This is a genomic window from Metabacillus rhizolycopersici, from assembly GCF_020075705.1.
In genome coordinates, this window is sequence record NZ_JAIQUM010000003.1 from 1 (window position 1) to 21,217 (window position 21,217).

The window sequence follows — 21,217 nt, forward strand, 5'->3', positions numbered from 1 at the left end:
TTGCCCGCTGAGGCTCCAAATTTCAGAAAACGGTCACGAAACTCCGTTAAAGTTGCCCGCTGAGGCTCCAAATTTCAGAAAACGGTCACGAAACTCCGTTAAAGTTGCCCGCTGAGGCTCCAAATTTTAGAAAACGGTCACGTAAACCCATTAAAGTTGCCCGCTGAGGCTCCAAATTTCAGAAAATGGTCACGTAACGCCACTAAAGTTGCCCGCTTAGTCCCATATTTCAGAAATTGGTCACATAAACCCATTAAAGTTGCCCGCTTTTGCTCTTTTTCCTTGATTCGAGCTTCTATCCCATCAAAAAACAACAATCATTTAGAAAACAGCCTTTCAGAACAACAATAGCATCATAAAAAAACGGACCTCTAGAATTGCTTCTAAGGTCCGTTTCTTACTTAAAGGTACATTAAATATTCTTCATTTTTCTGATAACTGAAAATCGATCTAGCTTCGACAAATTTGCGGTGGCTCCTGTGACAGAGCTTAAGCTATTCATATTAAATAGGTGCGTTAACTTCTAAATCTTCAATCTGCTTCTCTAAATACTGAACATCCTTGCGTGCATTAAAGCGATCTGCTTTTTCCACTGTGACAGTAATATTGTAATCTGGAATACCAGCGAATTTTTCATATCTACCTCTTGGTAAGAGGAAATTACCTTCTGGGAAGTGAACTTCTAGGTTTCCACTTGCAATATTTACAAATTTTGCTCTACCTTGGAAGACACCAAAACCATTATAGACGACAATCCCTTCGCCTTCCGCTATACTTAACCGTCTCGCATCCTCTGCATTCATAAGGACATCGTATCGACCTGCACCATTGAATGGATCTGTCTCTTTATAAACCATGGAATTAAACTGCTTTCCGCGACGCGAGGTGACAACAAATTGCCCTTCCTTCTTACCTAAATCCGGAATATCAACAACGATTAATTGTCCCTTTCCATCAGGTGTTGGGCAGATTCCATCTTCACATAACCAAGCCCCACCCCATTGGAAGACATCTCCCTGATTTTTCAAATGCTGAATTCCATCATAATCTCTGTTTGCGATGGCAATTTCATCACGAATTTCTTGACCTGTTTTGAACTCAACTAAATGAGCCGTTTCAGGCTTGACTCGTTTCGCAAGATCGATGTAAATTTTCCATTCTGAACGTGCTTCTTTGATTTCATTTTTATTTCCCATAATTTCAGGAGAGAAATAAACCATACGCTCTGTTGAAGTTGACGTTCCACCGCCCTCTTGCTCGTAACGTGTTTTTGCTGGAAGGACGATGACCGCTTCTTTTGCATCAACGAGAGTAGAAGTATTCAGAATGATATCTTGATGAACACGGATATCTAATTCAGATAACGCTTTCTCAACGAAATCAGGATCAGGCATTGTTTCCAGGAAGTTCCCGCCTGATAAATAATAAAGCTTTATTTTACGCTCATGGTCCTCGGGAAGAACGATATTCTCCAGTGTAACTCCAACAATATCACCTTGCCATTTTGGAATGTCAAAACCCCAAATTTCTTCCACGCGTTTAAGGTTTTCTGCATCGAAGCCACCTCCCGGTAAAACAAATGGATCTGCCCCCATTTCACCTGAGCCTTGAACAGATGAGTGACCACGGAATGGCATTAATCCACTATTTTTACGACCTAGGTACCCACGTAAAAGCGCAAGATTCGCCACCTGTGAAATATTATCTGTTGCAAATGAGTGCATCGTTAAACCTAACGCCCATGCAAAAACAGCATTTTTACTTCTCGCGAGAAGCTCTGCTAATTCAATGATTCGTTCTTTCGTTACGCCTGATGATTCGATAATTTCATCCCAGGATAGCTCTTGAACGCTCGCCTTAAGCTCTTCATAGCCATTCACATGCTCCTCGACAAATTCATGGTTAATCGCCGATCCCCTTTGTTTTTCCTCCATGTCAAACCAATGCTTCATAATTCCGTGCATAAAAGCGATATCGCCGCCAATGTTAACTTGGTAAAAGTCATCTGCAATTTTTGTGCCAAACAGAGCCGATTCCATATTTGATGGAATCCAATATTTGTCCATTGCAGGCTCACTATATGGATTGACGACAATAATCTTTGTTCCCCTTTTCTTTGCTTCCAGCATATATTTCGTTGATACAGGTGAACTGTTTGAAGCAACACTTCCCCAGAACATAAGGACATCTGTGCCAAACCAATCCTGATAATTTGCTGTTGATGCGCCGACCCCAATTGATCGTTTTAAAGCGGTTTTACTTGGTGAGTGACAAATTCGTGATGCATTATCAATATGATTTGCTCCTAAGAAGCGAGCAACCTTCGCTGCCACATAATACGACTCGTTTGTGATCCCTCTCGAGGTTAAATAAAATGCATATTGTTTAGGGTCTAATTTCTTCATTTTATTTGCAATAACATCCATTGCTTCATCCCACGAAATACGCGAGAATTTTCTTTCTCCCTTACGTCGAATAAGCGGGTAAGGAATTCGCCCTAATTTTCGTAATTCCGTGCTGCTATATTTTCGCAATTCATCGATGTCAGCATGAACAATTTCTTCTTTAAGAGCTGGCATTGTGTTTAAACGAAGAACATTCAATCTAGTTGTACAAATATGTGGTCCTTTCAATGTCTGATCAAAAAGTCCGGAAACACCTAACGCACAGCCATCACATACACCCTGTGTTAATATTCGTGTCGCATAGCCGAAATTATCTTTGTTATCCAGCGCAATTTTCATTGTGTCACGAAAATGCTGAGGCTTTACTTTACCTAATCCAAACGGAATTGGACTAACCCAATGCTTTGGCTGAAGTGCCTTGGTTGCTTTAATCGGTCCTTGGTGTTTCGTTTCCCCCATTTGAATCCACTCCTAATCTATAAAGTGAGACTTCTATCAGTGGGGTTTTCTTCATCCCCACTGATGGTTAGCGAGACTTATCGGATCTTTACGGGCAGTTATCTCCCGCTTACCTTCTTTATTTCTCCCTAATCTTGAAGTCTGAGTTTTACTGCCCGTTAAGGTGGGATAAAAAATAAAAAAACCACCATACCCCAACATAAAAATGTGAGGGTAAATGGTGGTTAGTCTTTTGCAGGATCGCTACTAAGTGCCATACCTTATTATTTAAGAAAATTTCTCTTCAATATCTTGATCAAATACGAATATCGACATGCCAAAATCTCTATCAATGTCTATATCTACAAATAAATCGACAAATTTACAGCCCAAGAATTCTTCCATCTCAATCGGTGGAATCTTTCTATACATTTCCTTAACCATTTCCGTTCTTGCTGATCTCAGCATATGCTTTCCTTCGTCTGCACTAGCAATAAACTTTTCAACCGGAGATAAATTCCCTTCCATTTCACAGATCGCCCAATTTTTACAAAAGGTGGTTGTGATCTTACTAGGTCCTTTCCCCATATTTTTCTTCCTAAATGAACGAACAATATTACTAAACTCTGCTTCATACTTATTCATGATATACTCCTACCTACATGAAGTTGTAACATGAATATTTTACCACATACAGAAGAATTTTTGAAGGTAATCAACCTGAATGCGCTATACCCCAGCATAGTTAATCGCTTACATTTTTTTATAACAATTTGAAACGAAAACAGGATCGCTATCACGAAACAAAATGTTACAAAATCTTGAATATATTAAAATAATTCTAACATATTCTCTCGTTTCCTACAACTCTCTCTATTCTCAAAGCGATTAGCTATCCATGATACAATACATCATACTTGTTTCAGAAACAACGAAACCTTCAGCTTGCAGCTTCTCTTTTTCCTCCAGCAAAATTGCCTTTGCTTGACGGAATTCACTGAGAATTGGCAATCATAGGGAACATAATTTTTAAGTTTCCAAACGACTTGCGCGCAGCTGTGTCCGGAAGATGTCTAACTTTGTCCTAAATGATCTACTGCGCAGACGTTAAATGTTGCATAGTTCACCAGAATTTTAATATGTAGTTGATGATACTTTTTTAAAGGTACTCGGAAATAGTTGCTATAAACAAAAAAATTCTTATGAATTTTTTGCTTTTTCACACAAGGCTGTTTTAGTAAACTTTGTTGTTTTTAAACTTACTTGATTTCTAATTCAACTTTTCGAAATGATGTATCGTCCATAATCATGATTTATTGTCTGAACTTGAGATTTATTGTCTGAACTTGAGATTTTTTGTCCAAGCTCAAGGTTTTATTGTCTGGTTTTGAATTCTATTGTCCGAAATAACCGAGGTATCGACCAACCTTCAATTTTCGACATATTTTTAGTCCCGCTCTGTAACTGCTGTTAATCTTTTTATGTTTAAAAACAACAATCATTTAGAAAAGAGCCTTACACAAAAATGCCCCAAAAGCTAGGCTTCTGGAACATTCTTTTATTATTACTTATAAACTTTTACTTTTACTGTCTTTACGCCCCAATTAATCGCTGTCTGTTTTGATGGAACAAAGACGTCAATTTTATTACCTTTAATAGCGCCACCTTTATCACCAGCAATAGCGTCACCGTAACCTTCTACGTTAACCTTTGAGCCAAGTGGTATAACTTTTGGATCTACCGCAATGACTTTAGCGGAAGGATTTTTCTTTAAATTTATCCCTGTTGCCGTAATACCGCTACAACCTGTACAACTCGCTGTGTAGGCTGAAGCCTTTACTGTGATCGTTTTATAAGATGCGCTCTGTTTAGTTGAAGCTGGTTTAGTTGAAGCTGGTTTAGCTGTACTTGTTGTACTCTTTACCTTTAACACTTGATTTATTTTAATGATATCACTTTTCAAATTATTCCAATTTTTAAGTTGACTAACTGTTATATTATGTATATTAGCAATTCTCCACAATGAATCGCCCTTTTTTACTTGGTATGTATTATTACTAGCTGCCGATGAAACTTGGGAAAAACCGAACACTATAAATGCTACTGTCATAAGTGTAACAAGAATTTTTTTCATAATAAAAAGTCTCCCTTATTTTATATCGTAAGCATAGAATAACAAATTAATATAACAGGAATGTTTCGATAGTTTAGTATTTATGTTACAAAATGATGTCAGGAGGACAAAGAGCGGTTCCTGCGTTTGCAAACACTAAAGCTAGCATTCTCTTCTTTAGTAGAAAGTAGAAACACAATAGAACTATCCCCATATTTCCATATACGCCTTTTTGAATCCCCAGTCTTACCTTAATCTTCTTTAGATTTTACTGGATTGTTTGGCCAATGACCCTATTCGTGCTACCACTTACATTGATTAGCTACAGTATTCTTTATCCACCTTAACGGGCAGTAAAACTCTTAACGAAAGATTCGAGAGAGGCAAAGAAGATAAGTGGGAGATAACTGCCCGTAAAGATCCGACGAACGATTGACGTCCAAGTCAGGTGAAGCCACAGGATGTGGCGTTCCTGAGCGTGATAAGTCTCGCTAACCATTGAATAGGAGGCTAACCAGATAATGATTAGCCTCCTACTCGATTAATATCTTCCGTGGAACATCTTGTGAAACGGGATTTTTCGGGGCGTCCCTGTGATGGAAACCAAAGTTAATACAAATTGGTCTAAATTATCTTTTATCAGGCATACATTGTAAACAGATGTACATCTATGTCACTAACGGTAAGCGCTATATGGTTATGAACGATTCGGGTCCTAGGTATCTAGCTAAAAACAAAAAAACGAGAAAATTTTATTATGATCATGTTTTTGCTACATGAGGTCATAACTAAGGAGAGTTATACAACATGACAATTAAAGCATTTAAGACGACCGCACTAGATGCATTAAGAAATCGCTGGGGTCAAGGAATTTTACTTACAATAATAGCTTATGGGATTTATATATTCGTGCCATATTTGGTTGAAGCAATATTTAGCGGCGGGTTTCATACGTGGTCGGAAATGGAATCACCAGGGCATGCACAAAGCCTTTCATGGATATTCACGTTGGCTTTAAGTCCATTACTTTTTGGTTACTATGCAACCTTTCTTAGTCTAACTAGAGGCGAAACAATAGGAACAAAAGACTTATTTCAAGCTTTCGATTCAAAGATGTATTTCAAAGCGTTAGGTATATACATTTTAACATCAATCTATATATTCTTATGGAGTTTATTGTTAATCATCCCTGGGATTATAAAGTCTTTTTCCTATTCACAAGTTTATTTTATTTTGAAAGATAATCCTACGATGTCAGTCAATGGAGCAATCACAGAGAGCAGAAGGTTAATGGACGGTTTCAAATGGAAATACTTTTTATTATTACTAAGCTTTATCGGGTGGGCATTACTTAGTGCCATTACATTTGGAATAGCAAGTCTATGGACTACACCATACTTTACGGCTTCATTAGCAGCATTCTACGATCAATTGGTAAAACATCAGAATGATAACGGCACTGGTGATAACGACTAAATAGTTTACAGTAACGGCAACTAAACATGCGAAGAAGAATTAAAAAAGATGATTGTTCTCCTTTTCATGTATATAATTTCGGGTGGTCACTTTGACGCAGCCCAACCAGCGAAGGGTCAGGCAAAACCTCGTTTTGTTCCCTACTTCATAAAACCTACGATTTGTTATGATTTTGAAGGAGCTGGTCGCTGTGACAAGAACTAATCCTTTTCATCTTAGGCTATCAAATGATTATGTCCCCAGTCTCTGTTTATGGGTACTTTCAGCAATTCTTTCATGTGACACAAATACGGAAATAAATGGATAATAAACACCTTTGAAAGCAATACCCTTTTACTATATAATTGACAGTAATTGGTGATTTGTGGTGATTACAAGATGAACAATCTATCTAAAGGGGAAAAAATAAGTCGAGCGTTAAAGGGCAGGAAGCTTTCAGAGGAACATAAGCGAAAAATAGCTGTAGCTAAATTAGGCAAGTCGAGAACGATCAAAACAAAAGCAAAAATCAAACAAACAAGACTTGGTACAAGTTTAGGCACCATGAAAGAAAAGCCTCCACTCGTCCCAAAAACGACGATGAGCCGATCAGATTTAACCGCAGACGACGTCAAGGAAATTAGACATCGGTATACAAATGAGACAGGCACATCGATACGAAAACTCGCAGAAGAATATCACGTGAGCAGACACACGATTCATAGTATTGTGAAGTATAAAACGTGGAAACCGAAAATATAACATTTACATCTCGTTTGCTTTGACCAACCTTAAGCAAAAAGGCTCTCAATCCATTTAGGAAGAGAGCCTTTTCTTACCTTATGTAAATCACTTTTCATCATTCGGCAACATGCTTATTAGCTATTTTTTAGGACTTACATCAGTTTTTACAAGCGCGTTATTATTTCGATTGATTAATCGCCTCATCAAAACGGTTAACTTCTGCTTCTCTATTTTCTACACTGCTTCTTTCTACTTCTAACACAGGTTCTTCTAAACGATAAGCCTTTGCCATGGCAATTCCCGCTGATGCGCCAATCCCTTTTAGACTTTGAACTATCATTCGCCTAACCCCTGTTTTGTGATTGTTTCAGTCACGGCAGCAATTGCCTCGTTTTCATCCGAACCAGATGCAATAACTTTAATTTCAGCACCTTTTGCAATTCCTAATGACATAACACCCATAATTGATTTTAAGTTTACGCTTTTTCCGTTATGCTCTAAATTAATCTCACTGCTAAAATTAGATACTGCTTGAACTAAAAGTGTTGCTGGACGTGCGTGAATTCCTGATTCTTCGATTATTGTAAATGTTTTTTCTGCCATTGTTTTTTTCACTCCCATTTCTATTCAGCTACAATTAAAATCTCAGTGAGCGATACTTGATTATGAGTTTATCTTTAGTCAAGAAAACCCTCCTTTTGTAAAGAAGGGTTTAATTTTCCCGACCTATTTATTCACTAAATTTCCCGCTTCTTTTGCAATATTTTCTGCTGTCAGTCCATAGAACTCTTGGAGATATGGTGTTACACCAACTTGACCAAACTGCTCTCTTACACCTACTCTTCGAACGGGAGCTGGATAATTTTCTGCTAAACATTCAGAAACTGCGCTACCTAATCCACTAATGACATTATGATTTTCTGCCGTCACTACTTTTCCTGTTTTTCTAACTGAACGCAATAATGTTTCGCTATCAAGTGGTTTAATATAGAACATATCGATGACTTCGGCTTCAATACCCTCTTTAGCTAATAAATCGGCTGCTTTCAAGGCTTCAGCTACCATCATCCCACTTGCTACAAGCGTGACATCAGTTCCTTCTCTTAACACTTGAGCCTTTTCAAAATTTGTCTGTTCATCATAGAGTTTTACAGGGCTTTTACGGATCGTTCTAATATAATGAACGCCACCCTCTTTATATCCTTTTTCAAGTAAATAAGCTAATTGAGTTGGATCACTTGCTTCGTATACATGCGCTTTAGGCACTAATCGCATTAAGCCCATATCTTCGAAGGTCATGTGAGTTCCACCATTATGTTCTGCTGTCACACCAGCATCAGAACCGACTAATACGGCTGATAATTGTGCATAGGCTAATGACACGAATAACTGATCAAAGGCTCTTCTTGTTAGAAATTGTCCAAAAGAATGAATAAATGGTTTTCTTCCAGTAACATTCAGTCCTGCTGCCAAACTCATCATATTGGCTTCCATGATGCCAATATTGACATATTGATTTGGGAGTTTATCTTTGAGACTTCCAGTTGACATGGCACTACTCAAATCAGCTTCCATGACGATTACATCAGGATCTTGTTTTGCTAGATGATAAATCGTTTCTGCATAAGCCTGTCGCATTTCTTTTTCGGCTTTTTCAAGAATGAATGTCATACTGTAAGCACTCCTTCCAACTCTTTTTCTAACTCTTCAATCGCTTGATTAATGGCTTTCCAATCTTCCTCATTCGGTCTCATATGGTGATTATCTGCCTTTTCTTCGATATATTTCACACCTTGACCTTTAATTGTATCTAGTACAATAGCTTGAGGTTTTCCGTTATTTTCTTTGGCATTTTCAATCGCTTTATCAATCGCGTCGACAGAACTTCCATCTACTTTTACTGTATCAAATCCAAAGGCTGTTAATTTTTCAACAAAATCTAGTGGATCAATGATTTCCTTTGTTGGGCCATCTAATTGTTTTTTATTATCATCGATCAACACAATTAGATTTTCTAATTTGTGGTGGGAGGCAAATTGAAATGCTTCCCAACACTGACCTTCATTTAATTCTCCATCACCAACAATGCAATACGTATAGTTGTTACGCCCTGCTAGTTTATTCCCGTACGCAATTCCTGTCGCAGCAGAAATACCTTGTCCTAATGAACCACACGTCATTTCCACACCTGGTGTTAAATTTCGATCAGGATGTGATGGTAAGGTTGTTCCATTTTGATTTAGTGTATATAAAACGTCCTCACTATAAAACCCTTTTAAAAAGAGCGTTGCATATAATGCAGGTCCACCATGTCCTTTAGACAAAACAAAGTAACCTCTATTCGGATCATTAGCCCATTGAGCATCAATATTTAAATGCTTTCCGTAAATAACAGCTAGAGCTTCGACAATCGATAAGCTTCCGCCAAAATGTCCAAAACCCAATTCTCTTAACTCTTTTAGTGTGTAATATCTAATTTGTTTGGCTGCTGTTGCTAGTTTCGTAGATAACATTTGTTATTCTCCTTTTATTTAGATTCTGTTCCCGTTTTTTTGTTCTCGAAAAGTCCAGTTTCCGCCTGTTTATTTCCGAAAAATTTAGCCACGTACATCAGAACTAAAATAACAACTAAGCTTACCGAGATTGCAATTGGACCAGCGTAATGAGCTAATGCTCCAAAGAATATACCAGCAACACCGAAGTCTGCATCAGAGAATGTCGCATTTGCGAATCCTAAATCTCCTAAGACCGGCATTAAGAATACTGGTAAAAACGAAATGATGATACCGTTTACAAACGAACCTGCTACCGCTCCCCTAATACCACCTGTCGCATTCCCGAATACACCTGCTGCTGCCCCAGTGAAAAAGTGCGGCACAACCCCTGGTAAAATGATCGTACTTCCAGTCATTGCGAGTAGGAACATACTAACGATTCCTCCAAGGAAACTAGAGAAGAAACCGATTAGAACTGCATTTGGTGCATACGTGTAAATGATTGGGACATCAAGAGCTGGTTTCGCATTAGGAACTAGTTTTGTCGAAATACCTTTGAATGCAGGTACGATTTCAGCTAATACTAATCGAACTCCTGATAAAATAATGAAGACACCTGCTGCAAAACTACCAGCTTGAATAAGCGAGAATACTAGAAAGTTCGTTCCACCACTTAATTCACTTTCAATAAAAGTTGGTCCTGCAAATATAGCGACGATGAGATACATCACAACCATTGTTAACGCGATACTAACTGTACTATCACGTAAAAATCCTAGACCTTTTGGAAAGTTAATTTCTTCTGTTGATGTCGACTTCTTCCCTTTAACAGCCTTTCCGACTAATCCACTAATTGCATAACCTACAGCACTGAAATGCCCTAATGCAACATTATCATGACCAGTAAGTTTTCGCATAAATGGTTGAAGAATAGCTGGTGATAACGTCATAATAATCCCTAATGCAACTGAACCCGCAATAATGAGTGGTACAGTTGAAAATCCTGCCACAGCCATGATTACAGCTAACATACACGCAAGATATAACGTATGGTGACCTGTCAAAAAGATATACTTGAACTTTGTGAATCTCGCAATCAAAATATTGACGATCATTCCAAAGAACATGATTAATGCTGTACTAGAACCATATTCCTCCAAAGCAAGTGCAACAATTGCTTCATTATTAGGAACAACGCCTGATACATGAAACGCTTCTTGGAACATCTCTCCAAATGGAGTTAATGAACTAGATAAAATTCCCGCCCCTGCTGTGATAACTAGGAAACCAACAAAGGTCTTTGTTGTCCCTTTCAAGGTATCAGATAGGTTTTTCCTTTGTGCGATAAGACCGATTAATGCAATTAAAGCAACTAAGATAGCCGGTTGGCTTAGAATGTCTATTAATGTTTTCATCGTCACTGACCCCTTTATGTATGTTTAGAGTAGACCTTTTTCTTTCATTAGATCTGATACCTTTGTTCTTAATTCATCCATATCAATGATATTGTCTAAAACGATCACTTCTCCTAGATGCTGTCCACCTTCTGCAATATCCTTTGCCAAGAAGAACACATCTGCATCACCAGGTGTTGCAGAGCTTAAATCAGAATGCGATACTTCGATTCCAGTTACCCCTAGCTCACTTAACACTTGATTAATATTCATTTCCACCATAAAACTAGTTCCTAATCCTGATCCACATACTGTTAAAATTTTCATTATTATTACTCTCCCTCTTTAATAATTTCAATGATTTGTTCAGCTGTTTCTGCAGCTTTTAGTAATTGAAGCTTTGTTTTATCTGATAAAAGTTTTGTTAAATGGGATAGTGCCTTCAAATGGGCTTGATTATCAATGGCAGCTATCGTAATAAATATATCGATTTGATGCTCCTCTTTATCTAATAGTAAGACAGGAGTTCTCGTTCTTAAGAAGGACATCCCAATTTCTTTTACACCTGCTTCAGGTCTTGCATGCGGAATGGCTATTCCTTTTCCGATATGAATATAGGTTCCTACTTCTTCGACATTTTTAATCATGGCATCAACATATCGACCTTCTATTCTTTTTGAATCTACCAATGGTTGTGATCCCTTAATAATAGCATCACGCCATTTCAAGCTTTGATCTGTAAAATTAATCATCTCTTTTGTTAGTAATTCAGATAACAACGGTGAATACCTCCCCTTTTCTGATTGCTGCGAATATAGTACATTAACAAGCTCGGAAAATAGTCTTTCATCATCTTTTACATCAGCATATTTTTTTATAATAGCCATAAGCTTATCAACAGACACATTTTTATTAGTTGATCGCGGAAAGTCCCTTGCAACAGCTTGAAGTAAGTAGTTTTTCTCGACCTGTGATAATAGTGGTTTCAAAATATATAATGGCTTATCAGCTACTAAATCAACAGTTGAGAAGACCAAATCATAACTAGAAGCTGGTATACTTGTCATTTCCTCAGCAGCGCGTACCCTTGATAAATGAATATCAGGAAACATTTCGTTAAGCTGTGCTTTCAGCATTAACGACGAGCTTATCCCGTTCGAACAAACAATCAATGCACGCAATTGCTCGTCATTCGGTTTTCGTTCTTCTTTCAGATAGCCTCCAAAATGGAGTGTGAAGAACCCAATCTCCTCTTCACTAATCTTTTTCCCTGTCCACATCGACAATGGAGCTAATGCTTTTTTTACAAATTGGAATAATTCTGGATATTCATCTTTAATTCTATCTTTTAATGGATTGACAATCGGTAGTTCAAAAGAAATTCGAAAAAAGGCTGGCACCATATGATTGTATAAACTATGTTTCAACGATTGTTTGTTATCAATTGGTAATAATGTGACCTTTTCGAATTCATCAATGATCCGCTCAGCTAGATCTACTAACGATGGATTTTCTTCATAAGGTATTTCCTGAAACGCAATGAGTAACTGGAGCGTTACGTAATAGCTTTCTTGCTCACCTCCATTAGGAAATAATTGATTCGTTAGCTTCTTTCCTAGTTCATATAAACTTTGTCGTTCGATTAGTTGTTTTTCATATTCTTTAAAGAACATATTGTCACTTTTATTTCTTACTCGGACAAATGTAAGTCGAGTAATCATTTCAGCTTTCCTACTCTTTACGAAAGAAATGGGGCTTGTGACTAACCATTCATCAATAAGCCGTTGCGTTAAAACAAGCGAATCCTCATACCCCCATGTCTTAAGCGCAATAATCAGGATTTCCTTTCCGAGTGGTTGTGTCAACAACATGTCGATACAATAGGATGCTAGTCTTCTCTTATCGAGTTCGCTTCCTTTCAGATGATAGCCATCCACTCTCGTATACACGAGTTCGATTTCCCACTCCTGACAAAGTTCCTTTACTCGTTTCACATCAGCTAATGCCGTGTTTTTACTTACTGCAAGCAGCAGTTGATAATGGTAATTTGAAATCGCCTCTTTGCGAATAAAAGTGTACAGGTAAAGCAAAAACATTCGATCTTCTTCAGAAATGATAAATTGATTTGGAGTGATATCCAAGAGCACCCCTGATCTCATCGCACTTTTTAATTTTCTATCTATTATGAAGCAATTATCCACAATGGTTACTTGTGGCATGTTTATCTCATCTAAAGCATGATTAACCTTGTCTAAATCATGGTTCACTTGTCGTTCAGTTAAGTTGAATTTCCTTATAACTTCAGCCTTCGATAGTTGCTCATAATTCATCATTTCTTTAAAAAGTACATATGATCTTTGATCCAGCAAAGGAAACCCTCCATTTCATATCTTGATTATAAAACGCTTTCATTGTGTGTTCAATTTGATTTGGACCCAATCTACGTCATGATATTTTGCTTTCATTGTGCTCATGTGCGAAAAGGTATCATTGGAGAATATCGAGGATAATCGTTTGGGATATTAGTGGGCATGAAGAAAGATGACTCCAATATCAAAGTCATCTCTTAATGGCCTAACTTCTATATTTCAATTGGCAAGCTAATCGTGTTTTAACTCTAGCGAATCACTTTCAATTAGACTGTTGTGAGCAAGTGCAAGCGCCCCTGCCAATCCAGCATTATCCCCAAGACCTGGTGGAACAATATAAGAATTGATGCCCTCCAAAATGTCTTTTGATTGAATATATCCGTTCAACAGCTTGATCACTTCTTTACGAATCAAGGGAAAAAGCTGTTCTTGCTTCATAACTCCTCCACCAAGAATAACCTTTTTAGGAGAGAGGATCAAAATATAGTTAACTATCGCCTGAGCTAAATAATAAGATTCTAGTTCCCATACTCGTTTATCGTTAGAAAGTTCTACTCCTTTATTTCCCCATCTTTTCTCAATTGCTGGTCCTGCTGCCGTTCCTTCTAAACAATCGAGATGGTAAGGGCAGCTTCCTCCAAAGTAGTCTTCAGGATGTTTTCTTATCAATATATGCCCCATCTCAGGATGAAGAAGCCCATGAAGTAGTTTTCCTTCTACTACTGCGCCGACTCCAATACCAGTACCAACTGTAATATATAGGCAGCTATCAAGGCCCTTGGCAGCTCCCCATTTGCTTTCACCGAGGGCTGCACCGTTAACATCTGTATCAAAGCCGATAGGAACCGAAAAATGCTTTTTCACTTCACCAACGAGGTTAAAATTTTCCCAATAAGGTTTTGGCGTACTTGTAATGTATCCATAGGTATCACTGGTCTTAGTAAGATCGATCGGACCAAATGAGCCGATTCCGATTGCCTCAATCTTCTTTTGGTTAAAGAAAGACACAACCTGTTTCATTGTTTCTTCGGGTTTAGTGGTTGGAAAGCTTACTCGTTCATAGATCTCTCCATTTTCTCCACCTATACCACAGACAAATTTGGTACCACCTGCTTCAATTGCTCCTAATAGCATAGTGCTTCCCCCCTTAACTAATATACTATCTTGCAAGAAAATGAGTTTATTATAAAAAAAGTTAGGAACCAACATCTATGAGACATTGATTTGAAACAAGCATAATAAGGAATTATCAAAAATCCTCTAAACTAGTTTTGTAAGCAACACAATCATTATAGGTGTGAAACAATCAATTGGATATTGCCCTCCAACACAAAGTCTCCCATACGGTTTGGCAATATAAAATGATGCCCTTTATTAATTAAATAACTTCCTCCGTTTACGGTTAACTTACCGTCTCCTTCAATCACACTAACTAGCATAAACGATTTATCCTGTTTCATTTCCAAACAAGAATGAACGTCCCATTTATATACGGTAAAATACTGTTCTTCTATATATGCTGTAATCGTAGAAGTCCCCATTTTACTTATTTTAGGTTCCACTTTACTTATTGTATGAGGAGTGGTCGTTACTTCAATCGCTTTCTCTAAATGAAGTTCACGCAAATTGCCATCTTGATCACGGCGGTCATAATCATAAACACGATATGTCGTATCAGAGCTTTGCTGGGTTTCTAAAACTAAGATTCCTTTACATAAAGCATGAATAGAACCACTTGGGACATAGAAAAAGTCACCCGGCTTTATTTTTACTCGTTGTAATAAATCGTTCCACTTATTATTTTCAATCATGCTCACAAACTCTGCTTTTGAACGAGCATTGTGACCAAAAATAATTTCGGCATCGTCATCACAATCAATAATATACCAGCATTCTGTCTTTCCTAGCTCACCGTTTTCATACTCATTTGCGTATCGATCGTCTGGGTGAACCTGTACAGATAAATCGTCATTTGCATCTAACACTTTCGTTAATAGAGGAAAACGATCACGTTTATCATTCCCAAAAAATTCATGATGATTAGCCCAAAGTTCACTTAATGTAATTCCTTTATATTCCCCGTTAGTTACCGTACTTTGTCCGTTTGGATGTGCCGAAATCGCCCAGCATTCTCCCGTATTACTCGATGGGATATCATAGTTATATGTATCCCTTAATCTTGTTCCACCCCAGATCCGTTCTTGGAAGACAGGAGTTAAAAAGATTGGTTGAATCATATCATCATATCCTTTCTACTATCGTAATAAGTTCCATTACAATTCTTCCAACATCGTTCAATTTAGAGTTTATTCATTTCGTCAATAAATATTTCTGCAAACAAGAAAAACCAAAAGAAGCGCGAGTACCACCCCCGCACTTCTTTGCTTCCTACCCTACTTCAACAACAAACCAGCCTTACTAGAAGCTCCGTACAAATCAGCTTTCCCAGTTGAACCAAATAACTTCATCTTTCTAGATATGACTTCTTTCGCCGCAGCAGTTGAACTTGGGAAAAGTACATCTGGTTCATATCCATTTGGGTATTCTTGCAGAGTTTCTCTTAATTCATTGAAGAAGGCGCGTTTCATTTCACTAGATAAATTGATTTTTCCGATTCCGTATTTAACGGATTCTGTAATGTCCTCATCAGGGTTATCTGATCCACCATGCAGCACTAGTGGAATATCGACTCTTGAATGAATTTGTTTTAATCGGTCGATTTGTAGTTTAGGCGTCATGTGTTTTGGATAAAATCCATGTGCCGTACCAATGGCAATGGCTAATGTATCAACATTTGTTCGATCAACAAATTCCTTTGCTTGGTCAGGATCTGTATAGATAATATCCATTGCGCCACCTTCAGAACTAGTACCTGTATCACCAATAGTTCCTAGCTCTCCTTCAACAGAGACACCAACAGAGTGTGCGATCCTTACCGCTTCTTGAGTCAGCTTCACATTCTCTTCATAAGGCAGATGTGATCCATCGATCATGACAGATGTAAATCCATTGCGAATCGCTCTTACAACATCTTCAACCGTTCCACCATGATCCAAATGAATCACGATGGGCACCTTGGCGTTATGAGCCGCTTCTCTGCAGTACGCTGCAAAGTGATCTGTCATTAAATTGATTTCATTAGGATGAATTTGTAAAATCGCTGGAGAGTTTTCAGCCTCGGCTGTTTCAATGACAGCTCTAACAAATTCACTATTTGCGATATTAAAGGACCCAACAGCAAATCTTTCTCTAACAGCTACACTTAATAAATCTTTCATTGTTGTTAACATTTACATTACCTCCTGAATTTAGACAGTCAATTTTTTGTGAAACTTTCCCTCCGAAACCCTTTGGACATGTTTGACGACAATTTAACTTACCAAGCACTATCTGCAAAACCTAAGGAGAACGTGCAACGTATAATATTTGTTTCATGTTTAAGAACAAACTAGATTCCCTCTTTCTAAACTGATTTACCATCTGACCTGAGATAATTGAATCGTAATCACTCCCAATCTACTAAAAAGAGATTTTGATATCGGATAAATCCATTTCTTCTTCCTCCGTATTATCTACTACATTTTCGACAGGCTCTTTCTTCCATAAAAACAACATTGCTCCAGTAATCAATGATCCTATCAGCAAAGCTAAGCAGAATAGTAAAGGATGATTCATTGCTGGTACGATAAACATACCGCCTGAAGGAACAGGTGAGCCAACTCCCCACATCATCGATAATCCTCCGCCGATTGCTGCACCAGTCGTACATGAGACTACTACTCTCACAATGTCTACAGCTGCAATAGGGATAACACCTTCGGTAATCATACAAACTCCCATTGGAAAAGCAATTTTAATATTATCCTCTTCTGATTTGGTATATCTCTTTTTACGAAACATTTTTGCCATAACCCATGAGAGCGCTACTCCAAATGGAGGAACCATGCTGGCTAAAATTTTTACGGCTTCAGGTTCATAAATCCCCTCTAGTAAAAGTCCATCTGCAAAAAGAGAGGCCGTTTTATTTACTGGACCACCGAAATCAAATGCTGCCATTCCACCCAAAATTGCTCCAAATACGAATCTCATTGATCCTTGCATGCTTGTTAAAAAGGAGGTTAATCCATCTGTTGCCCATACAATTGGAACTCCTAACACAAAGAACATTAATAGACCGATAACTAAGCTAGATAGTAAGGGAATGATCATCATCGGCATTAAGCCTTCTGCCCATTTTGGCACTTTTAAATTGTTTTTAAGAAATAGAACAAAATAACCTACAAGAAATCCACCTAACATTCCGCCTAAAAATCCGGCACCGATTGCATTCGCAATTAACCCCATCAATAAGCCGGGTGCTATCCCTGGACGATCAGCTATGGAGTAGGCAATGGCACCTGCAATAACAGGAGCGAGTAACCCCATCCCTAACACACCTAAAGAGACAAGAGCTGATGGAATCGAATAGGCTTCCTGATAATTTTCGATCACGGTTCCACCAGTTAAATTACCAATTGCAATTAAAAGTCCTGACGCAACAACAAGTGGTAACATAAAGGATATAGCGGTTAAAGCATGCTTCTTAATTTGAAGTTTTTTTAACATATAATTGCCCTCCTTTTACAGTACGTTTAGTATCCTTTTTCTAGATAATTTTCAGTTCATTACCTTCTTAAAAATTCTGGGTTAGATAGTGAGGGCTAGTCATTCATCAACTTATTAAAGCGCTTTCTTTTTAAGCTAATAGGTCTAAAAAGTCTGATATATTACTATAGGAATTATTGTTTTAAGTTTAATTCCTCTTCAATCTTTTTATATAATTGCTTTGGTGCCTTTATGGCAATATTGGTTGGGATTTCGATAATTTTTTTTCCTTTAAATCGTTCTTTTCCACTAATTTTGATATCAGCAGCTATAATGACCAAATCTGCTTCCATGATTTCTTCCTTCGTTAATTCATCCTCTGTACCAATTGTTCCCTGTGTTTCAATTCGAACTTTATATCCAAATTCTTGTCCCGCTTTAATCAGCTTTTCCTTAGCAATATACGTATGGGCGATACCGGACGTACAAGCAGATATCCCAACAATTTTCATTCTTAATTCCCCCTAGTTAATTATTTTTGGATAATAGCTGTAAAAAGTCTTTCTTCGTTTGAAGCGTTTGGAACTGTTCGATTGTATCTTCATCAGACAATAATATTGCTATTTTCTGAAGTAGTTTTATATGAGTCGTCGTTTTATCTGTATTTTTCACCGCAAACAATATGATAATATTAATAGGGTTTCCATCCATTGATTCCCATTCCACATGCTGTTTTGTTCTTCCAATGGCAATAGACGTTTTGAGAACATAATCTGATTTTCCATGAGGAATTGCTATTCCCTTTTCTAAACCAGTTACTCCCTCACTTTCACGATACATCACATCCCTAATAAAACCTTCTTCATCATCTATACAACCGTTTAAAAATAATAGATTTGTTAATTCCTTAATCACTTCTATCTTCGTTGTAGCTTGTAAATCTAATTTAATGAGATCCTCCGTTACTACTTTACTAAAATCCAATTCTTCCATATTAACAGCCATCCTAGAACCTCCTATACTTTTTGATAATTGTTCTGATAAGAACTCTGTTGTTGATAATAATTTTTTATAAATTGATGAATTTTATACTTATCCTCATCATTTAAAATTGGGCTGACAAGAATGGTAGGTTTATCTACTATACTGTGAGTTTTGACGGTTGATATAATGAGTTCAACATCGTTATAATCACTCTGCTTAATTCGCTGTTGAGCAATAATCTTTTTTACGTGAATTTCCGGAAAAATTTTATTTATTTTTCCGCTTAGCAAGTGAGAAGTACCTATTCCACTTGAACACTCAATTAATATTGGTATTTTATTAGCAAATCTTTCATCGTAGGACATTTGAAAATACAGCGATATATAGCCAATCTCTTCATCTGATATATACTCATCGTAGATGCCTTCTTTATTTAATTGTTTAGAACTGTCTTTCACCAGATTAAAGATCTTTGGAAAATTAGTTTTTATTGATTTAATAATAGGATTTATAATATAGATTTGATGATTTAGCCGATAGACCATCGAGTGTAGATGCAAGGTCAATCTCTCGACCAATTCTTTATCTTCTATAAACTGATAACCACTGTTTTCTGTCACTTTTAAAATGAAATGCTCAGCTAGTATCTTGACTTCCTCATTTATGATTCCTTTGGTATCTTGATTTAGCAAAAATTTAGAATTAAGTTTATAAGCTTTTAAAATATAATAAAGAGAATACATTTCGTATGGTTTTAATCGAATGGCATAAAGCAATTCAAGCTTATCAACCAACTGTTTCGTCATTGAATAGATAGCTGAATTTTTATCTATTTCTTCGTAGATTTTCCCCTCTTGGGCTACGAGCTGCATCCTATTCGTATGCTTTTCTATAATAGAAAGAAGAGAACAAAATAATGTTAAATAGTATGGCTGATCTAAGAGTAAATCATGTTCCACTTGCATATCATGAAGCAGCTTCTTTATTTCATCCAATCTGGTATTCTTTACTTTTATATCCTTAATAGAATCTGGGATATCATCTTGACTAAATGAATCTCCTGTTTGTTTTAAATAACTTTCAATGATAACAGACATTAATCGATATAATGCAAGTTGATCTCCTTCTAAACAGGTGCCGTCATTTTTTCTCGACAAATGTAAGTTGTACGGGGATATTTTCTTCTCTATATGCTTAAAATCATTCATAATGGAGCTTTGGCTAACGAAGTATCTTTCTGCTATTTTCTGGATGGATGTTTTACAGGGTGCAATTGAAAGGAGAAATAATAATAAGTTTAGACGCCTTTCTTCTGGATGTTCAAATTCACCATGGGCGTTCCACTTGTTTTCCTCACAAAATTCTAATGAATATCCATTATTCTCTTTCTTTATAATTCGATAATGGGAAGGATTATTTTCTGATATCTCTTGGATATCTCGATAAATTGTTTTTTTAGAAACATGTACCTTTTCAGCCAATTCAGAAGCTGTTACATATCTCCTCTCCTTTTGCAAAATTTCGATGATTTTATTGTGACGCTCATTCATGAATTTTAACCACCTCATTTCTTGCTCTTATCATACCAATAATGAAAGCGTATTCACAATTACAATTTTGTTGAAAATTTTATGTCCCTATTAATGTGAACGAACAGGTGATAAAGATCCATTTCTGTAAACACTCACTTTAATCCATCTGAAATACCGATAGATTTTTCAAATTACGGAATAACAACAAGGAAAATGAAGAAAAAGGGGAATTTAAGTCCTATGCTTATTCATATATCATGGGCAAAATGAAAACGATGCTTACGAATGAAAGGATACAACAGGAGAAGGATCGTCGTCTCGAGGCCAATCCGATCCAAGAGGAAACAAGTGGAGATAATTCTACATCCCTACTATCACATTCAGTTATTGACAGTATTTCCTCTCTTTTGACTTCAAATCAAAGCAAATGGCTCAAAGCCTACTGTCTTTATGGTAAAACACCAAGTGAAGTTGCAAAGGATGAAGGGGTATCGATTTCTGCAGTAAAAGCATGGCTTAGGGATGCGATTGCTAAACTAAAGAAGCATTTTCTATTAAAAATCTTTTGAGTGGGAGGTAAGAAGACAGGAGACATTGGTACCTGTCCTTCCGCCCAAAACTAATCTACTTCCCGTTACGCACTTTCAGCCAATAATTCAATAAAAGATCTGTCCATATTCAGTTAAATTTTTTATTCTATATGA

18 protein-coding genes and 3 pseudogenes are annotated in these 21,217 nt (G+C 37.1%); 3 read left to right on the plus strand and 18 right to left on the minus strand.

The annotated features are described in order from the left end of the window. Window positions 1-503 precede the first annotated feature (503 nt). The 4 genes and pseudogenes from K9V48_RS01945 to K9V48_RS01955 all read right to left on the minus strand — a co-directional run bounded on the left by K9V48_RS01945 (window position 504) and on the right by K9V48_RS01955 (window position 4,977). Window positions 504-2,864 carry an FdhF/YdeP family oxidoreductase gene (locus K9V48_RS01945; RefSeq protein WP_224136430.1) on the minus strand — a complete coding sequence of 787 codons (2,361 nt, stop codon included), beginning with the start codon at window positions 2,862-2,864 and terminating at the stop codon, window positions 504-506. Window positions 2,865-3,131: 267 nt separating this feature from the next. Beyond that, window positions 3,132-3,488: a Na-translocating system protein MpsC family protein gene (locus tag K9V48_RS01950; RefSeq protein ID WP_224136432.1), complete on the minus strand. Its 357-nt coding sequence runs from the start codon at window positions 3,486-3,488 to the stop codon at window positions 3,132-3,134. A 276-nt stretch (window positions 3,489-3,764) separates the two neighbouring features. Next, window positions 3,765-3,917: pseudogene (locus tag K9V48_RS29360) on the minus strand (putative PEP-binding protein); the annotation flags it as partial. Between the two features lie 490 nt (window positions 3,918-4,407). After that, window positions 4,408-4,977 (minus strand): 3D domain-containing protein, encoded by a 570-nt coding sequence (locus tag K9V48_RS01955; RefSeq protein ID WP_224136434.1) that lies wholly within the window; start codon window positions 4,975-4,977, stop codon window positions 4,408-4,410. A gap of 786 nt (window positions 4,978-5,763) precedes the next feature. Between K9V48_RS01955 and K9V48_RS01960 the strand changes: the two genes are divergently transcribed. Both K9V48_RS01960 and K9V48_RS01965 read left to right on the plus strand, forming a co-directional pair. Further along, window positions 5,764-6,432: a DUF975 family protein gene (locus tag K9V48_RS01960; protein WP_224136436.1), complete on the plus strand. Its 669-nt coding sequence runs from the start codon at window positions 5,764-5,766 to the stop codon at window positions 6,430-6,432. A gap of 378 nt (window positions 6,433-6,810) precedes the next feature. Next, on the plus strand, window positions 6,811-7,173 hold the full coding sequence (locus K9V48_RS01965) for a helix-turn-helix domain-containing protein (protein ID WP_224136438.1): 363 nt from the start codon (window positions 6,811-6,813) through the stop codon (window positions 7,171-7,173). A gap of 163 nt (window positions 7,174-7,336) precedes the next feature. Here the strand turns inward: K9V48_RS01965 and K9V48_RS01970 are convergent. The 14 genes and pseudogenes from K9V48_RS01970 to K9V48_RS02035 all read right to left on the minus strand — a co-directional run. Next, window positions 7,337-7,495, minus strand: a pseudogene (locus tag K9V48_RS01970) (phosphoenolpyruvate-utilizing N-terminal domain-containing protein); the annotation flags it as partial. Next, on the minus strand, window positions 7,492-7,758 hold the full coding sequence (locus K9V48_RS01975) for a phosphocarrier protein HPr (protein WP_224136439.1): 267 nt from the start codon (window positions 7,756-7,758) through the stop codon (window positions 7,492-7,494). The gene K9V48_RS01975 and the pseudogene K9V48_RS01970, both read right to left, overlap by 4 nt. 123 nt (window positions 7,759-7,881) lie before the next feature. Beyond that, complete coding sequence (locus K9V48_RS01980; protein ID WP_224136441.1) at window positions 7,882-8,826, minus strand: transketolase family protein; 945 nt, start codon at window positions 8,824-8,826, stop codon at window positions 7,882-7,884. Continuing rightward, the gene (locus K9V48_RS01985) at window positions 8,823-9,668 is read right to left on the minus strand and encodes a transketolase (protein WP_224136443.1); all 846 of its coding nucleotides are present in this window, start codon (window positions 9,666-9,668) and stop codon (window positions 8,823-8,825) included. Before K9V48_RS01985 ends, K9V48_RS01980 begins: the two co-directional genes overlap by 4 nt. Window positions 9,669-9,682: 14 nt before the next feature. Beyond that, window positions 9,683-11,065, minus strand: coding sequence for a PTS ascorbate transporter subunit IIC (gene ulaA / locus K9V48_RS01990; protein WP_224136445.1), 1,383 nt, complete (start codon window positions 11,063-11,065; stop codon window positions 9,683-9,685). Window positions 11,066-11,089: 24 nt separating this feature from the next. Beyond that, window positions 11,090-11,371, minus strand: a complete 282-nt coding sequence (locus tag K9V48_RS01995) for a PTS sugar transporter subunit IIB (protein WP_224136452.1) — start codon at window positions 11,369-11,371, stop codon at window positions 11,090-11,092. 5 nt (window positions 11,372-11,376) lie between these two features. After that, entirely contained in the window at window positions 11,377-13,413 is a 2,037-nt protein-coding gene (locus tag K9V48_RS02000) for a BglG family transcription antiterminator (RefSeq protein WP_224136454.1), read from the minus strand. A gap of 231 nt (window positions 13,414-13,644) precedes the next feature. Further along, window positions 13,645-14,547 (minus strand): ROK family protein, encoded by a 903-nt coding sequence (locus K9V48_RS02005; RefSeq protein ID WP_224136456.1) that lies wholly within the window; start codon window positions 14,545-14,547, stop codon window positions 13,645-13,647. A gap of 155 nt (window positions 14,548-14,702) precedes the next feature. Then, window positions 14,703-15,650, minus strand: a complete 948-nt coding sequence (gene manA, locus K9V48_RS02010) for a mannose-6-phosphate isomerase, class I (RefSeq protein ID WP_224136458.1) — start codon at window positions 15,648-15,650, stop codon at window positions 14,703-14,705. A gap of 156 nt (window positions 15,651-15,806) precedes the next feature. Beyond that, the gene (locus K9V48_RS02015; RefSeq protein WP_224136460.1) at window positions 15,807-16,703 is read right to left on the minus strand and encodes a ketose-bisphosphate aldolase; all 897 of its coding nucleotides are present in this window, start codon (window positions 16,701-16,703) and stop codon (window positions 15,807-15,809) included. Window positions 16,704-16,932: 229 nt separating this feature from the next. Beyond that, window positions 16,933-18,018 (minus strand): PTS fructose transporter subunit IIC, encoded by a 1,086-nt coding sequence (locus tag K9V48_RS02020; RefSeq protein WP_224136462.1) that lies wholly within the window; start codon window positions 18,016-18,018, stop codon window positions 16,933-16,935. A gap of 173 nt (window positions 18,019-18,191) precedes the next feature. Continuing rightward, window positions 18,192-18,509: a PTS fructose transporter subunit IIB gene (locus K9V48_RS02025; protein WP_224136464.1), complete on the minus strand. Its 318-nt coding sequence runs from the start codon at window positions 18,507-18,509 to the stop codon at window positions 18,192-18,194. Between the two features lie 16 nt (window positions 18,510-18,525). Then, window positions 18,526-19,002 carry a PTS sugar transporter subunit IIA gene (locus K9V48_RS02030; protein WP_224136466.1) on the minus strand — a complete coding sequence of 159 codons (477 nt, stop codon included), beginning with the start codon at window positions 19,000-19,002 and terminating at the stop codon, window positions 18,526-18,528. Between the two features lie 11 nt (window positions 19,003-19,013). Continuing rightward, window positions 19,014-20,531, minus strand: coding sequence for a BglG family transcription antiterminator (locus K9V48_RS02035; RefSeq protein ID WP_224136468.1), 1,518 nt, complete (start codon window positions 20,529-20,531; stop codon window positions 19,014-19,016). Window positions 20,532-20,740: 209 nt separating this feature from the next. Between K9V48_RS02035 and K9V48_RS02040 the strand changes: the two are divergent. Next, window positions 20,741-21,082, plus strand: a pseudogene (locus tag K9V48_RS02040) (sigma-70 family RNA polymerase sigma factor); the annotation flags it as partial. Window positions 21,083-21,217 lie beyond the last annotated feature (135 nt).

What these genes read in the sequence shown, in the direction of transcription:
- K9V48_RS01980 (WP_224136441.1), bottom strand. Translation starts at nt 8,826, where the DNA reads ATGACATTCATTCTTGAAAAAGCCGAAAAAGAAATGCGACAGGCTTAT.
- K9V48_RS01950 (WP_224136432.1), bottom strand. Translation starts at nt 3,488, where the DNA reads ATGAATAAGTATGAAGCAGAGTTTAGTAATATTGTTCGTTCATTTAGG.
- K9V48_RS01945 (WP_224136430.1), bottom strand. Translation starts at nt 2,864, where the DNA reads ATGGGGGAAACGAAACACCAAGGACCGATTAAAGCAACCAAGGCACTT.
- K9V48_RS01960 (WP_224136436.1), top strand. Translation starts at nt 5,764, where the DNA reads ATGACAATTAAAGCATTTAAGACGACCGCACTAGATGCATTAAGAAAT.
- K9V48_RS02035 (WP_224136468.1), bottom strand. Translation starts at nt 20,531, where the DNA reads ATGAATGAGCGTCACAATAAAATCATCGAAATTTTGCAAAAGGAGAGG.
- K9V48_RS01985 (WP_224136443.1), bottom strand. Translation starts at nt 9,668, where the DNA reads ATGTTATCTACGAAACTAGCAACAGCAGCCAAACAAATTAGATATTAC.
- K9V48_RS01955 (WP_224136434.1), bottom strand. Translation starts at nt 4,977, where the DNA reads ATGAAAAAAATTCTTGTTACACTTATGACAGTAGCATTTATAGTGTTC.
- K9V48_RS02025 (WP_224136464.1), bottom strand. Translation starts at nt 18,509, where the DNA reads ATGAAAATTGTTGGGATATCTGCTTGTACGTCCGGTATCGCCCATACG.
- K9V48_RS01975 (WP_224136439.1), bottom strand. Translation starts at nt 7,758, where the DNA reads ATGGCAGAAAAAACATTTACAATAATCGAAGAATCAGGAATTCACGCA.
- K9V48_RS01965 (WP_224136438.1), top strand. Translation starts at nt 6,811, where the DNA reads ATGAACAATCTATCTAAAGGGGAAAAAATAAGTCGAGCGTTAAAGGGC.
- ulaA (WP_224136445.1), bottom strand. Translation starts at nt 11,065, where the DNA reads ATGAAAACATTAATAGACATTCTAAGCCAACCGGCTATCTTAGTTGCT.
- K9V48_RS01995 (WP_224136452.1), bottom strand. Translation starts at nt 11,371, where the DNA reads ATGAAAATTTTAACAGTATGTGGATCAGGATTAGGAACTAGTTTTATG.
- manA (WP_224136458.1), bottom strand. Translation starts at nt 15,650, where the DNA reads ATGATTCAACCAATCTTTTTAACTCCTGTCTTCCAAGAACGGATCTGG.
- K9V48_RS02015 (WP_224136460.1), bottom strand. Translation starts at nt 16,703, where the DNA reads ATGTTAACAACAATGAAAGATTTATTAAGTGTAGCTGTTAGAGAAAGA.
- K9V48_RS02005 (WP_224136456.1), bottom strand. Translation starts at nt 14,547, where the DNA reads ATGCTATTAGGAGCAATTGAAGCAGGTGGTACCAAATTTGTCTGTGGT.
- K9V48_RS02030 (WP_224136466.1), bottom strand. Translation starts at nt 19,002, where the DNA reads ATGGCTGTTAATATGGAAGAATTGGATTTTAGTAAAGTAGTAACGGAG.
- K9V48_RS02020 (WP_224136462.1), bottom strand. Translation starts at nt 18,018, where the DNA reads ATGTTAAAAAAACTTCAAATTAAGAAGCATGCTTTAACCGCTATATCC.